Origin of the sequence: Haloplanus aerogenes, from assembly GCF_003856835.1 — an archaeon.
In the GTDB taxonomy this organism is placed as follows: Archaea; Halobacteriota; Halobacteria; order Halobacteriales; family Haloferacaceae; genus Haloplanus; species Haloplanus aerogenes.
On record NZ_CP034145.1, the window covers coordinates 1417762 to 1432992 of the forward strand.

The following is a 15231-nucleotide window of genomic DNA, read 5'->3' on the forward strand; positions in this document are numbered from 1 at the left end:
CGATCCACGCCTGTTTTTACCCGCCGGCCGGAACTGACGCGTAATGGACTCCGAACTGCGCGAACGTGTCGAGCGAGCGGCGCGGCGACACGCACTCCTCAACGCGGTGAAGTACGACAGCGACGCGGACGTGGGCGCCGTTATGGGCCCGCTGATGGGCGAGAACCCCGACTTTCGCCCCCATGCCGACGAGATTCCCGGCGTCATCGGCGGCATCGTCGCGGAGGTGAACGACCTCTCGGCCGACGAGCGACGGGCACAACTCGAAGAACTCGCGCCCGAGGAACTCGAAGAACTGGAGGCCGAGGACGAGGCGGACGAACACCCCCTTCCCGACCTGCCGAACGTCGACGACGGCGTCGTCATGCGCGCCGCACCGAACCCGAACGGCCCGTGGCACCTCGGCCACGCGCGGATGCCGGCGGTGATCGGGACGTACAAGGAGCGGTACGACGGCCGCTTCATCTGCCGGTTCGACGACACCGATCCCGACACCAAGCGCCCGGACCTCGACGCCTACGACGCCATCCTCAACGCCATCGAGTATCTCGGCTTCGACCCCGACGAGGTGCTTCGGGCGAGCGACCGCCTCGAAACCTACTACGACCACGCCCGCGAGTTGATCGACCGCGGCGGCGCCTACACCTGTTCCTGTCCGCAGGCCGAGTTCTCCGACCTGAAGAACGCGGGCGAACCCTGCCCGCACCGCGACAAGGACGCCGAGACGACCCGGGAGGAGTTCGAGGCCATGATCGACGGCGATTACTCCGCCGGCGAGATGGTGCTCCGCGTCCGCACCGACATCACGCACAAGAACCCCGCGCTGCGGGACTGGGTGGCCTTCCGGATGATCGACCGCCCCCATCCGCGGCCCGAGGCGGCGGACTACCGATGCTGGCCCATGCTCGACTTCCAGTCTGGCGTCGACGACCACCTCACGGGCGTCACTCACATCATCCGCGGCATCGACCTGCAGGACTCCGCGAAGCGTCAGCGCTTCGTCTACGACTACTTCGACTGGGAGTACCCCGAAGTCGTCCACTGGGGTCACGTCCAGGTCGACGAGTACGACGTGAAACTCTCCACGTCGACGATCAAGGAACTGATCGACGACGGCGTTCTCGACGGCTGGGACGACCCGCGGGCACCCACCATCGCCAGCCTGAAGCGCCGGGGTATCCGCGGCGAGGCCATCGTCGACGCCATGATCGAACTTGGCACCTCCACGAGCAACGTCGAACTGTCGATGAGCGCCGTCTACGCCAACAACCGCGATCTGGTCGACGACGGAGCGGACCGGTACTTCTTCGTTCGCGACGGTGTGGAGAAGGACCTCGATGGCGGCCCCGACGCCGGCCACCCGCCGGTCCACCCCGAACACGAGGATCGGGGTCGGCGCGACGTGCCCGCTGGCGGCGCCGTCCTCGTCGAACCCGCGGACGTACCGGACGAGGACGCGCGGGTGTGGCTGAAAGGGTTCGGCTGCGTTCGACACACCGCTGACGGCTCCTTCGAGTACGTCGGCGACGACATCACCGCCGTCCGCGAGGAGGGCGTGCCGGTGATCCACTGGGCGCCCGCAGACGACAACGTTTCCGTCCGCCTGCGGACGATGGACGACGACGTGACGGGCGTCGCGGAGCCCGGATTCGCGGACACGGCCGTCGACGACGTGGTGCAGTTCGAACGGGTCGGGTTCGCGCGGGTCGATGCACACGGCGACGACGAGTCGGTGGCGTACTTCGCACACGAGTAACCGGCCGAACGTTTATTCTCCGTCTCGCTAACGGGTGGATATGGCCGATCCAGCCCACGACCTCGTCTCCGAGTCGATTCCCCACTGGTACGGCGGCGACAGCGACGACGTCCTCTCGCTCGTCGACGGCGACGGCGTCGTCGTCACCGACGACGAGGGTAACGAGTACCTCGACTTCAACGCTCAGCTCTACTGTGTCAACGCCGGCCACGGCGACGAGCGGATCGTCGAGGCCATCCGCGAGCAGGCTTCCCGGATCGCCTACGTCTCCGCCTCGAAGCACAACGACACGCGGACGGAACTCGCCAGCCGTCTCGCCGAGATCACGCCGGGCGAGTTGAACGACGTGTTCTTCTCTGTCTCGGGGAGCGAGGCCAACGAGGCGGCCGTCCAGTTCGCCCGCGAGTACACCGGCGCCCGGAAGGTGCTGACGCGGTATCGCTCCTATCACGGCGCCACCTACGGCGCGGGGTCGTTGACTGGCGATCCCGAGACGCGTAACGCGGTGGAGCGCTACGCCGCCATGACGGGTGCCGCGAAGTTCCTCCCACCGGTCGCCCATCGCTCCCCCTTCGACGCCGACTCCCCCGAGGACCTCGCGAGACAGGCCGCCGATCATCTGGCGTACGTGATCCAGCAGGAGGGACCGGACTCCATCGCGGCCGTCCTGATGGAGCCAGTCGGCGGGACGAGCGGCGCGTATCCGGCGCCAGCGGATTACTGGCAACGGGTGCGCGACATCTGCGACGAGTACGACATCCTCCTGATCGCGGACGAGGTCATCACCGGCTTCGGCCGGTGTGGCGAGTGGTTCGGCATCCAGACCGAGGACGTGGTGCCCGACCTGCTCACGTTCGCGAAGGGGATCACGAGCGCGTACGTCCCGCTCGCGGGCGTGGCCGTCCACCCCGACATCGCCGCCCACCTCCGCGAGTCGGGTATCGACGTTGGCCAGACGTTCGCCGGGCACCCGCTCGCCTGCGCCGCTGGGGTAGCCGCCCTCGACGCCTACGAAGACGGCCTGATCGAGAACGCCCGGGCACGGAGCGACCATCTCGAAGCCCGCCTGCGCGAACTCGAGGCTCACGACGCCGTCGGCGACGTGCGCGGTCGGGGCCTGCTCTGGGCGGTGGAGTTCACCGATCCCGAGACGGGAGAGCCGTTCCTCCACCCGTGGGTCGACGACGGTGACAACCCCGTGCGTGACGTGATCGGCGAGACTCAGGAGCGGGGCGTCCTCGTCGGCGGCGGCCGGCCGAAGACCCAGATCATTCTCTCCCCGCCCCTGCCCGTCACGGACGCGGAGATCGACCGGGCGGTCGACGCCATCGATTCGGCGATTGCGTCGGTGTTCGAGTAACTTCTACCCGTGTGTGACGCGTACCTGCGATGCGTCTTCGCCGACCGGAGTTTCGGCCCGATTAACGCAGAGCGCGACCGGTCGCTCCGTATTACCGCCCCCTCGACGACGAGCAGTTCGACGCCGTCGACACCGCCGACTGACCTCGTCCTCGTCGTGACTCGCGGTGGCGACTCCGCGACGGGGGCCACATCTGCGGCGAACGTTTTTCATGCTAGCCCACGACAGGAACACGGAGTTGTGTGATAATGAGTACCGAACGAGGGGCGCACGCGAAAATAGAGGTGCGATGACCGATGGAGTTCGACGGAACGTTCACCATTGAGGACGTATCGGCCGAGGAGGTCTGGCTCTCCCTCTCCGATCCGCACATGATAAAACGGTCGCTGCCCGGCTGTCAGTTCCTGACCCGAGTCGAAGATCCGGACGAGGTGGACTTCGAGGCGTTGCGCGAGGCGGACACAGACGAAGACCCGCCACTCTTGCCCGACGCGGACCCCGACGTAGTGAAAGCGCGGGGCTTCGAAACGGGCCAGCACTACGCGGCGCTGATGGAGATTAGCGTCGGCTCGGTCAACCCGAGCTTCCGGACGACCGTTACCATCGACGAGTGGGACTTTCCCGCGGGCGGTGCCTCGGGCCAGGGCGAAGCGAGCGGCAGTTCCTTCGAGATGAACTCCCGAATGTCCATTACGGAACACGACGACGGGGTCGACATCGAGTGGGGCGCAGAGGCGGATATCTTCGGTCGAATCGCCAAGATGGGCCAGCGGGTCATCAATCCTGTCGCGAACCGCGTCGTCAACCGCTTTTTCGGCAACATGGAGGAACAGCTCACGGCGGTTGCGGACGAGGACTCCGACGGGCTCCGTGACCGTATTCGAGGGATGTTCTGAACGATCCGATTCCCCGACTGAGCGGTCGCAGGCGGAGATAGCCCGACTCGATAACTTCGTTCGGCGGCGGAGAGTGGTAGTTCGTACCATGAATTTATCCCGACTGCACACCTGCACTCTCCTGTGAGCGAGAACCCCTTCGCCGACACGACGGAGTCGGATCTCTTGGCGGCGTTCGACGCGACGGACTACGTCGCGGGGGACGACATCGTGACCACGGTACTCCTGGCGCTTCGACTCGGCCGACCGCTCCTGATCGAGGGCGAGCCCGGTGCAGGCAAGACCGAACTGGCGAAGGCACTGGCCGAAGGGTTCGACACCGACCTCGTTCGTCTCCAGTGTTACGAAGGGCTGACCGCCGAGAACGCACTCTACGAGTGGAACTACACGAAGCAGTTGCTCGCCGTTCAGGCCGACGAGCACGGTGTTTCGGGCGACGACTCCGTGTTCACCGAGGAGTACCTCCTCGAGCGGCCGCTGGTACGGGCGCTGTCGGACGACCACGACCGACCGCCGGTGTTGCTCATCGACGAAATCGACCGAGCCGACGAGGAGTTCGAGGCGCTCTTGCTCGAGGTGCTGTCGGACTTTCAGGTGTCGATTCCCGAACTCGGAACCGTCAGTACCGATCGACCCCCGGTCGTGGTCATCACGTCCAACCGAACCCGCGGACTGAGTGACGCCCTGAAACGCCGGTGTCTGTACCTGCACGTCGAGCCGCCGTCGTTCGAGAAGGAACGGAACATCGTCGAGCGGAAAGTCCCCGAACTGGATGGGGCTGTCGCCGCGGAACTCTGTGGGGTGACCCAACGGCTCCGCGAGGAACCCTTCAGGAAGCATCCGGGCGTCGCGGAGACGCTCGACTGGGCGCGCGCAGTGGCCGAACTCCGGGCCGTCGACGACGACGACTCGCTGACGCCACGGGAAATAGAACACACTCTCGGCTGCCTGCTCAAGGAAGTCGAGGACATCGAACGGGTCGACGGGACACTGCTCGAAGCCCTCGTCGAATCCGCTCGTTCGGCCCGTATCGAGGCGGGGACGGGGTGAGACGAATGCCCGACGGAGACGGTGGCCGTGTCCCGGACGTCGCTGGCATTCGCGACGACGTGCGCTCGGAGCTGATCACCTTCGTCAGATCGCTTCGACACGCCGGGGTGGACGTACCGGCGAGTGCGGCCATCGTCGCGACTCGGGCACTCGTGGAAGTTGGGTTCGACGACGAGAAGCGTGCACGGGCAGCGCTCAGAGCGGCACTCGTGAGTCGGCCGGAGGATATCGACCGATTCGACCGGGCGTTTGGGGAGTTCTGGGATCGGCTGACTGCGCACCTGTCGCTCGCCGAGACCGGCGGGTCGGAACGCGGAGCGGACGACGGCGACACGCCGGGTGGCCACCTCGCGTCCGTCGGCGACGCAGAACTGCCCGAACTGGACGGCGCCGACCCGGAGCGGGACGACGACACGTTCGACTCGACACACGATCGGACGGGCGGCGTCGGCATCGTTGGCGACGCCGAGGCCGCCGAGAACGAGAAGGAAGCGGTGGTGACGGCGACGTACAGTCCCGCCGGACAGCCGAAACGGGTCTCGGTCACCCTCTCGCCATCCACCGACGACGAGGAGTTGATGCGTGCAGTCGGGCGACTCTCGCGGGCCGTCGCGACCGAACGAGGGCGGCAGTGGCGGCCCACCACGACGGGGGAGCGAGCGGACGTGAGACGCTCGTTGCGAAAGAGCATCTCGACCGGCGGTGCCATCCTCTCCGTGCCCGAACAGCGCCGGGCGCGAACGGCGAGCAGAGTGCTCGTCATCGCGGACGTGAGCCGGTCGGTTCTCGACGTCGTCGACCGCTCCTTCCTCTTGCGGTGGCTCCGGGCCCTCCGGGCTCGGACACGCAACTGTCGGGTGTTCCTCTTCGACACCGACATCAAAGAGGTGACGAGCGCGTTCGATGCCGGGTCGACGCGCGTCGCCGTCGACGCACTCCGGGATGCCGAGACGGCGTGGGGTGGCGGCACTCGAATCGGTCACGCCGTCACGACGGTTCGGGACGAGTACGCCGATGCCGTCGACAGGCGGACGACTGTTCTTATTATGAGCGACGGTCTAGATATGGGGGACGTATCGGAACTCGAATCCGGAATGGCCTGGCTCTCGCGTCGGGCCGCGACGGTGCTGTGGCTGAATCCGCTGGCCGCCGCCCCGGACTACGAACCGGCCGCCGCCGGAATCTCCACTGCGCTGCCGTTCGTCGACGGCCTGTTCGCGTTCACCGGGCCGGACGACATCACGGAGATAGCCCGTCAGCTCACTCGATACGGCCGTGGAGGAGCGATCGGCTACGAACACGATCCCCGACGGGGGAGCCGAATACAATCATGATAACTCACACATCACGGGGACGATACGCATGACTGCAGGCGACTGGAGCGTACCGGAAACGGAAGTACTGGACGCGGTCGGCGACGCCATCGACGACCACCACGCGGTGTTGGCGACGGTCGTCGATGTCGTCGGCAACGCGTACCGGCGCCCGGGGGCGAAGATGGTCGTCGCCGACGAGGGTGACGGCATCGGGTCCATCACCGCCGGCTGCCTCGAAGACGAGGTGCTCGCGATTGCCGAGGATGTCGTCGCGGAGGGACGCCCACACGTCGAACAGTTCGACCTCACCGGCGACGACGACGTGTGGGGACTCGGCGTCGGCTGTAACGGCGTCATCGACATCTTGCTCGAACCGCTCGACGACAGCTACCGTCCCGTCGTCGACGCCTACGAGCGTGGTGAGGACATCATCGTCCTGACGGTGATCGAATCCGGCGCCTCGGACGCTCGGCGCGGCGACCGGGCGTACGCCACGCGGGCGGACGGGTCGCTGTCGTTCGACGCCTCGGGCTGGCCGGACTGGCTGATCGATGCACTCGAAGACCCGGCCACGGAACTGCTCGCGGCCGAAACGTCGGACTCCCTCGAATTCGAGCACGACGGCGAGCGAGTCGAGGTGTTCGTCGACGCCGTGACGGCGCCACCGGAGCTAGTGATCTTCGGCTCCGGTCACGACGTCGCACCCGTCGCGGACCTCGGTTCACGCGTCGACTTCCGCGTGACGGTGGCGAGTTTCCGTGGCGCAGCCGCTACCAGCGACCGCTTTCCGGACGCCGACAGGGTCGTCTCGACCTCACCGGCCACCATCCGGGAGACGCTCGACTTTGACGAGAACACGTATGCGGTCGTGATGACACACAACTTCGTCGACGATCACATCGCTCTCGAGGAGCTACTCGAGACTCCCGTCCCGTACATCGGTCTCCTCGGCCCTCGCGAGCGATTCGAGGAGATCCGCGACGAACTCAGGGATGGGGGGGTGGAACTGAGCGAGGAGGATCTGGACCGCATCTTCACGCCCGCAGGACTCGATCTGGGCGGCGGGACGCCGTTTCACATCGCGCAGTCTGTCGTCGCCGAGGTCACGGCGATCCGATTCGGTCGCGAGCCGACTCATCTCACGGAACGCGAGGGCCACATCCACGAGCGCCCGTCGCTGGAGTGACGGGGTCCTCGACTGCGCGTGGCGCGCCGTCGGCAAAAAATCCGCAGGTCCGACGCTGGATCGATCCCGAGCCTACGGGGCCGTGCCGCTGCGGTCGGTAACTCCGGTGACTGCTTGCTCCGTGTACACTTCGAGGAGCGTCGAGCGGTACTCCGCCGACGCCTGATTGTCGTCCATCAGTTCGAACGCCTCGATTTCGTCGGTCGCGTGAGCCGCCGCTGCCGAGATATCGTCCTCGTCGAGGGTGGTTCCCACGAGTTCCTCCTCGACGACGGGGAGTCTCATGGCGTGGTCGACCGCGCCTGTCGCAGCGACCCGCGCGGAGTCGACGACGCCGTCGTCGAACTCGATGACGACGGCCACGCCGACCATCGCGTAGCCCGAGGACGGGCTGGGCTTTTTGACGTACGTGCCGATGTCGTGTGTCGGCACCTCGACGGCCGTGAGGAGTTCGCCGTCGTCGAGGGCGGTCCCGTACAGGCCGGTGAAAAAGTCGTCCGCGGAGATGGTTCGATGGCCGTCTGGCCCCGCCGCGTGCAGGGTCGCGTCCGCGGCGAGTACCGCCGCCGGCAGGTCGGACGCCGGATCGGCGTGGGCGAGATTGCCCCCCACGGTTCCGCGATTGCGCACCTGCACGTCTCCGATGGCCTCGGCGGCCTGAGTGACGGCCGGCATCGCGTCGTGGAGCGTGTCGTCGCCGGCGACCGTGCTGTAGCTGGTGAGCGCCCCGATTTCGACGACTCCGTCGCCCCGATCCACGCCGTGCAGGTCGTCGATACCCCCGATGTCGATCACGACGTCCGGGCTCGCGAGCCCGGATTTCATCGTCGGGAGGAGACTGTGTCCCCCCGCCAGTATCTCGGTCTGTCCCTCCTGTTCCGCGAGGAGGGTGATCGCCTCTTCGACGCTCTCTGCACGCCTGTATTCGAATTCGGACGGGAACATCAGTCCGCACCTCCGGGCTCCGCCGTCGCGTTCTGGATCGCCTGCCACACCGTCTCGTCGGTCAACGGCATGTCGATGTGGTCGATGCCGAACGGTTGGAGTGCGTCGGTGACCGCGTTCACGACGGCCGGCGGGGCCGCAATCGTCCCCGCCTCACCGATCCCCTTCGCCCCGAGGGGGTTGTGCGGACTCGGCGTCACCGTGTGATCGGTCTCGTACTCCGGCACCTGCAACGCCTTGGGGAGCGTGTAGTCCTGCATGGACCCGGTGAGGAGCGTGCCGTTCTCGTCGTACTCGACGCCCTCGAAGAGCCCCTGTCCGAGGCCCTGTGCGATGGCGCCGTGTACCTGCCCCTCGACGATCTTCGGGTTGATCTGGTTGCCACAGTCGTCGACTGCGATATATCGCTCGAGGTCGATCTCGCCGGTGTCCGGATCGACTTCGACGACGACGATGTGGGTGCCGAAGGGGAACACTAGGTTCTCGGGGTCGTAGAAGTTCGTGGCCTCCAGCCCGGGCGACGTACCGTCGGGGAGGTCGTGTGCCAGATACGCCTCGCGGGCGACCTCCTTGATGGTCATAGATCGCTCCGGTGCACCGGCGACCTGGAATTCGCCGTCCTCGAACTCCAGGTCTTCCTCGCTCACCTCCAGGTGATGTGCCGCAATCGTCCCCGCCTTCTCGACGACCTCTCGGGACGCCTCGACGATTGCACTGCCGCCGACGGAGACGCTCCGAGAGCCGTAGGTGCCCATCCCCATGGGCACTTCATCGGTGTCGCCTTCGATCACCTCGATGTCGTCGTAGTCGACGCCGAGTTCGTCGGCGACGATCTGGGCGTACGTCGTCTCGTGGCCCTGACCGTGGCCGGACGTGCCACAGTAGACCGTCACCGCTCCCGACGGGTGGAATCTGACGACGCCGTTCTCGTAGAGCCCCAGCTGGCCACCGATCTGACCGATGATCTCCGAGGGACCGTAGCCACAGGATTCGTTGTAACACGAGATCCCGATCCCGAGATATCGCCCCTCTTCGCGGAGATCGGCCTGCTTCTCGCGCAGCGCCTCGAGGTCGGCCATCTCGAGGGCCCGATCCAGCGTCTTGTCGTAATCGCCGGAGTCGTAGACGAGTCCCGTCGCCGTCTCGTGCGGGAAGTCGTCACGGGGGACGAAGTTCTTGCGACGGAACTCCGTCGGTTCCATGTCCAGTTCCCTGGCGGCGAGCGTTGCCAGCCGTTCGATGACGTACGACGCTTCGGGTCGGCCGGCGCCACGGTACGGCTCGGTCGGCGTCGCGTTCGTGAACACCTCCTTCACCTCGCAGTAGACGTTCTCGACGTCGTACTGGCCGGGGAGCATCAGCGCGTATCCGTGGGCTGGCATCAGCGGTCCCCACGTGGAGAGATACCCTCCGAGGTCACCGTACGTCTCGACCCGGAGCGCCTGGATCGAGCCGTCCTCGTCGACCGCTATCTCGGCAGTGGTCTCTTGCCCACGCCCGTGGCCGGTCGACACGTACGCTTCGGTTCGCGTCGCCTGCCACTTCACGGGGCGCTCCAACTGTAGCGAACACCAGGCGGTGAGCGTCTCGTCCGGGTGTGCCGAGTCCTTGCTCCCGAAGCCACCCCCGACCTCCGGCGCGATGACGCGCATCTTCTGCTCCGGGAAGTCGAGCATGTCGGCCATGAACCGACGGTGGAGGTGGGGGCACTGCGTCCCCATGTGAACCACGAGTTCGTCGGCGCTGGGGCGGTAGTTCGCCAGGGTGACCCGAGGCTCCATCGCCGTCGGGAGGAGGCGCTGGTTGACCAGATCCACCGACACCGTCCGGTCGGCGTCCTCGAACGCCGCGTCGGTCGCCTCCTCGTCACCAACGTCCCACTCGGCGGCGACGTTGTCCGGCGCCTCTTCGTGAATCGTCGGCGCGTCCTCGTCGGTCGCCTCCCGCGCCTTGGTCACCGCCTCCAGGCGGTCGTACGTTACGTCGATAGCGTCGACGGCGTCGCTCGCACGGTAGCGGTCTTCAGCGACGGCGACGGCGACCGGTTGGCCCTGATACCGGACCTTGTCTTGGGCCAGCATCGGATAGGGCGGGCGCTTCAGGTCGGGCAACAGCCAGATCGGTTCGATCCGTCCCGGCGCATCGCTCGCCTCGACGTCGTCGGCGGTGTAGACGGCGAGCACCCCATCGAGTTCCTCCGCTGCGCTCGTGTCGATGGATTCGATCCGTGCGTGGCCGTACTGGCTCCGGAGCACCGCCATGTGGACGGTTCCGCGTGGCTCCATATCGTCGGTGAACGTCGCTTCACCCGTGAGCAGTTCCGGGTCCTCCCGGCGCTCGACCGGCGATCCCTTGAGTTTCTCGGCCTGCCTCGCTTCGATCGAGTCGGGCATCTCAGTCCGCCTCCGACGTGCCGCCCATGTTGTCGGCAGCCGATTTGACGGCGTTGAGGATGTTTTGATAGCCCGTACACCGACAGATGTTCCCTTCGAGGGCCTCCCGAATCTCCGCGTCGTCCGGATCGGGGTTGTCCTCGAGGAAGTCGAGGGCGGTCATCATCATGCCCGGCGTGCAGTAGCCACACTGTAAGCCGTGCTCCTTCTGGAAGCTCTCTTGGAGGGGGTGGAACTCGCCGTCGTCCGACAGCCCCTCGACCGTCTCGACCTCCGTCCCATCCGCCTGCACCGCCAACACCGTACAGGACTTGACGGCGTCGCCGTCGAGGAGCACCGTGCAGGCCCCGCACATCGTCGTCTCGCACCCGACGTTCGTCCCCGTATAGCCCAATTCGTCCCGGAGGGCGTGTGCGAGGAGGGTTCGTGGTTCGACGCTCAGTTCGTGCTCGGTTCCATTAACGGTCAGTCCGATGTCGTGATGTGTCATAGTACGTGTAGCGTGCCCGTGCTGGAACAGTACACCTCTAGAACTCTCGGACGATGTGTGTTATCGCTCCCCATACCGTCTACATGGCGGCTAGCTGATTACTTATAGCTTTGCGTGGCGAGCGAACGGGTCACGCCGAATTGTACCGCAGGACAGCAATCTACTCTCCGTGACATATCAATTCTGTACCATACATTTATAATGGCCAATGATGAACGTTTCGGCTGGTGTAGACCGTGAAACACACTCGCAACGCCGAGACGCCGCGGCTTCGGGGGACAGACCACGCTCGATATCTACCGGGGAGGGGAACGCATGGTTAACGCCACGGCGTTCGGGATGTCCGGTCTCGTCCTCCCGCTGTTCGTCTGGTTCGTCGCCATTTACCAGGATTACGAGCTAAACGAGGCGGAACTCAAGGGGATCGCAGCCGTCGAATTCACCGGCTTTCTGACGCTGTTCGTCATGGGGCTCTGGCATACGATCGATAACACCTTCGGTGGCGCCGTCAGCCTCCTCTTCACGGCGATTCCGCTCCTGTACGGCCTGCTCTGGCTGATCGCCGCGATCATTCACTGGTACGGTGCGGACATGAAGCCACTCGGCATCGTCGCTCTCGTCCAGATTCCGGTGCAACTCCTCCTAATTGTGGGGCTTTTCGCCGTCGGTGCCCCCATCTCGTGGGGTGTCGTCATCGATCTGCTCATCTACGCGCCGTTCACCCTCGGTGGGTTCTACCTCTTCACTCACGGGTACATGATGCCCGCCGCGAAGCGATACACCGGCTGGATCTCGCTGCTCGCAACCATCGCGACCATCCACGTGATGTTCGTCGGTTCGGGCATCATCGGGCCGATCCTCCCCGGGATTTAATCTCTCGGGGGGTCTCTCTCCGAGTATCGGCCGCCATGGCTCACCACATCGACATCAACTGCGACATGGGGGAGAGCTTCGGCAAGTACACCAAAGGGCGGGACGCCGAGGTGATGCCCTACGTCACGACGGCGAACATCGCCGGCGGATATCACGCAGGTGACCCACACGTCATGCGGCGAACGGTCGCCCTCGCCGACGACCACGACGTCGATGTCGGCGTCCATCCGGGCCTCCCCGACAAACTCGGCTTCGGCCGTCGAACGATGGACGCCTCGCCCGAGGAAGTGCGAGACTACGTTGTCTACCAACTCGGCGCACTGCGAGCGTTCGCCGACCAGCTCGGCGTCCCGTTCCAGCACGTCAAACCCCACGGCGCGATGTACACGATGCTCTCCGAGAGCGAGGAGCACGCCCGGGCGGTGATCGAGGGCATCCTGGAGGTCGACGAGGATCTGATCTACCTCGCGACGGACATGAACATCTACGAGGTCGCCCAGGAGTACCCCATTCGAACCGCGTTCGAGGGCTACGTCGACCTCGATTACCGGTCGGATCGGAGCGTCGTGATCCCGAAAGAGAAGACGGCTCGTGATCCGGAACTCGTCGCCGACCGATTCATCAGCATCGCGACCGAGGGCGTCGTGGAGACGCCGTCCGGCGAGCAGCTCGACATCCCCGCCGAGAGCATCTGCGTCCACGGGGACACCCCGAACGTCGTCGAGATTCTGGAGGCAATCCACGACCGCCTCGACGACACCGACATCGAACTGACGAGCGTTGCCGACATCGTCTGATACGGATCGTCGTCCGCCAGTTCTGGCGGTCGCTGCCCCCGCGGTCGACGACCGTCGGTAAACGATCACGACGATCCGGACGAGCGAACGCCCGTCCGGGTCGACCGCACGCCGTCGCCGAGTGCCTCCGCCCTTTATGACCGAACGGCGTCTAACACCCGTGTATGACACGCGAGATGGTGTGGCGGGCGGCGACGACCGATCGCCTCCTCGAGTTGCGGGAGGCGGTTCTGGCCGAGCAGCCGACCGAAACGATAGCACTCGCCGACGTAGCGGGACGGACCCTCGCCACTGATCTCGTCGCCGAGCGGAATCTACCGTCGGTGTCCCGGTCGACGATGGACGGCTACGCGTTCGACGCCACCGACGACTATCCACTGACGCTCCGTGACGAGGAAGTCTTCCCCGAGGACGAACCACCCGCGCTCGCGTCGGGTGAGGCGATCCGCATCTTCACCGGCGCACCGCTCCCGCCGGAGGCCAACGCCGTCCTCAAACAGGAGCAGGCGGTCGTCGAAGACGGATATCTTCGTGGCGATCCCATCACGCCCGGCACCTACATCTACGAGCGCGGGAGCAACGTCAGCGCAGGCGAGCGACTCTTTGAGATGGGTGAACGTCTCACACCGAAGGACACGCTCCTGCTCGGTGATCTCGGCTACGACGCGGTCGAGGTGCACGAGCGGTTCGACGCCGCCCTCTTGGCGACCGGCACCGAGATCCACGAGGGGCGCCAGAGGGACCTCGACTCGCCGATGCTGGCGAGTCTCCTCCAGTCGTGGGGGCACGAGCCAACCCACGAAGGAACCGTCCCCGACGAGTACCATCGCGTTCGTGACCGCATCGCCGACCTGGCTGACGACTACGACGTGGTCGTCACCACCGGCGGGACTAGCGTCGGCGACAAGGATCACGTCGTGCGGGCGCTCGAGGAACTCGGCGAGGTGCTCTTCCATCGCGTCCGGATCCGTCCGGGTAAGCCCCTCGCTGTCGCTCGTCTGCCCGACTACGGTGCCGTCGCCGTCGCCATCCCCGGTAAACCGGTCGGCGCACACGCCGTCACGACGCTGGTCGCCCGGGCCTTTTTCACCGGCGAGACGGCGCTCCCGACGGTGTCCGCCACCTTGACGACCGACGTGGGAATCGGCGTCTCGGGCTTCGAGTACGTCGTTCCCGTCCTGTTGGACGGAGACGAGGCGACGCCGCTCGGACACGCCGAGTCGCCACTGTCGGTCTACGACGAGACGTTCGATCCGAGCGTCCTGTCGTCGAGTACCCGCGCCTCGCGGGCCGACGGCTTCTTCGTCACCGAGAACGACCGAACCTCGGGCGACAGCGTCGCCGTCGTCCCCTACGCAGTGGTCGAATGACGCCAGACCTTCCAGTCGTCGACCCGCCCGACTCCGTCGCCGATCCGGTTCGCGAGAAACGGGTGGCTGGCGTCCTGCTCGCGGCAGGGACGAGTTCGCGGTTCGGCGAGCGAAACAAACTGCTGGCGACGCTGAACGGCGAGCCACTGGTTCGCCACGCCGCCCGCACTCTCGCCGACGCGGCCGTCGATCCATTGGTGGCTGTGGTCGGTGCGGACGGCGACCGGGTCGCGGCCGCACTCGATGGCCTGGGCTTCTCGGTGGTCGAAAACCCGAACCACGCCGAGGGGCAGGCCACGAGCGTCCGGGCGGGGGTGCGCGCCGTGCGGGACGCGAGCGACGTGGCCGGTGCGGTGTTCGCACTCGGGGATATGCCCCTCGTCGCATCCACGAGCGTCGACGCCCTCGTGGCCGCCTATCGGGCGAACGAGGCGACGGCCCTGGCGGCCGCCTACGACGGCGAGCGTGGGAATCCGGTGCTGTTCGACTCTCGATATTTCGACGCGCTGGCCGATGTCGACGGCGACGCTGGGGGCCGGGATATCCTGCTCTCGGGCGGCGATTCGGTGCTGGTCGAGACGGGGGACCCGGGTGTCAGACGGGACGTCGACACGCGGACGGACCTCGACAGGATTCGGGAACGAGGAACCCGCTTTTGAGTGGTTCCTACCGGGTGATACGGATCGTTGTACCCTGGTACCGGCTGTCGCCGTCCCCGTGACTTGCAGAGCCGTTCGGGCGTGGAGAATCGTTCCCCAGATCCGATCGCGAAGCGGTGCGCCGAGGACGAGGCCGAAGC

At 66.1% G+C, this 15231-nt stretch carries 13 protein-coding genes; 10 read left to right on the top strand and 3 right to left on the bottom strand.

Translation table 11 applies throughout. The features are described from left to right. Positions 1–43: 43 nt before the first annotated feature. From DU502_RS07215 to DU502_RS07245, 6 genes are all read left to right on the top strand, one after another. Positions 44–1756 carry a glutamate--tRNA ligase gene (locus DU502_RS07215; RefSeq protein WP_121920664.1) on the top strand — a complete coding sequence of 571 codons (1713 nt, stop codon included), beginning with the start codon at positions 44–46 and terminating at the stop codon, positions 1754–1756. 40 nt (positions 1757–1796) lie between these two features. Next, positions 1797–3116 (top strand): aminotransferase family protein, encoded by a 1320-nt coding sequence (locus tag DU502_RS07220; protein WP_121920663.1) that lies wholly within the window; start codon positions 1797–1799, stop codon positions 3114–3116. A 296-nt stretch (positions 3117–3412) separates the two neighbouring features. Further along, a complete protein-coding gene (locus tag DU502_RS07230) occupies positions 3413–4012 on the top strand; it encodes an SRPBCC domain-containing protein (protein WP_121920661.1) in 600 nt (199 codons plus the stop codon). 123 nt (positions 4013–4135) lie between these two features. Then, positions 4136–5062: an AAA family ATPase gene (locus tag DU502_RS07235; protein ID WP_121920660.1), complete on the top strand. Its 927-nt coding sequence runs from the start codon at positions 4136–4138 to the stop codon at positions 5060–5062. Positions 5063–5067: 5 nt separating this feature from the next. Beyond that, a complete protein-coding gene (locus DU502_RS07240) occupies positions 5068–6396 on the top strand; it encodes a VWA domain-containing protein (protein WP_121920659.1) in 1329 nt (442 codons plus the stop codon). Positions 6397–6424: 28 nt separating this feature from the next. Then, positions 6425–7564, top strand: coding sequence for an XdhC family protein (locus DU502_RS07245; protein ID WP_121920658.1), 1140 nt, complete (start codon positions 6425–6427; stop codon positions 7562–7564). A gap of 72 nt (positions 7565–7636) precedes the next feature. On the opposite strand, the gene DU502_RS07250 is transcribed toward DU502_RS07245, so the two are convergent. From DU502_RS07250 to DU502_RS07260, 3 genes are read right to left on the bottom strand one after another with little or no spacing between them, the layout of a single operon-like run. After that, entirely contained in the window at positions 7637–8509 is an 873-nt protein-coding gene (locus DU502_RS07250; protein ID WP_121920657.1) for an FAD binding domain-containing protein, read from the bottom strand. Continuing rightward, positions 8509–10902: a xanthine dehydrogenase family protein molybdopterin-binding subunit gene (locus DU502_RS07255; RefSeq protein WP_121920656.1), complete on the bottom strand. Its 2394-nt coding sequence runs from the start codon at positions 10900–10902 to the stop codon at positions 8509–8511. The genes DU502_RS07250 and DU502_RS07255 overlap by 1 nt, the downstream gene beginning before the upstream one ends. A 1-nt stretch (position 10903) precedes the next feature. Beyond that, on the bottom strand, positions 10904–11392 hold the full coding sequence (locus DU502_RS07260) for a (2Fe-2S)-binding protein (protein ID WP_121920655.1): 489 nt from the start codon (positions 11390–11392) through the stop codon (positions 10904–10906). Positions 11393–11707: 315 nt separating this feature from the next. Between DU502_RS07260 and DU502_RS07265 the strand changes: the two genes are divergently transcribed. From DU502_RS07265 to DU502_RS07280, 4 genes are all read left to right on the top strand, one after another. After that, positions 11708–12265, top strand: a complete 558-nt coding sequence (locus DU502_RS07265; RefSeq protein ID WP_121920654.1) for a hypothetical protein — start codon at positions 11708–11710, stop codon at positions 12263–12265. Positions 12266–12300: 35 nt separating this feature from the next. Beyond that, positions 12301–13062: a LamB/YcsF family protein gene (locus tag DU502_RS07270; RefSeq protein WP_121920653.1), complete on the top strand. Its 762-nt coding sequence runs from the start codon at positions 12301–12303 to the stop codon at positions 13060–13062. A gap of 164 nt (positions 13063–13226) precedes the next feature. Next, positions 13227–14432 carry a molybdopterin molybdotransferase MoeA gene (locus DU502_RS07275; protein WP_121920652.1) on the top strand — a complete coding sequence of 402 codons (1206 nt, stop codon included), beginning with the start codon at positions 13227–13229 and terminating at the stop codon, positions 14430–14432. Continuing rightward, positions 14429–15091, top strand: a complete 663-nt coding sequence (locus DU502_RS07280; RefSeq protein WP_121920651.1) for a nucleotidyltransferase family protein — start codon at positions 14429–14431, stop codon at positions 15089–15091. The genes DU502_RS07275 and DU502_RS07280 overlap by 4 nt, the downstream gene beginning before the upstream one ends. Positions 15092–15231: the final 140 nt, after the last annotated feature.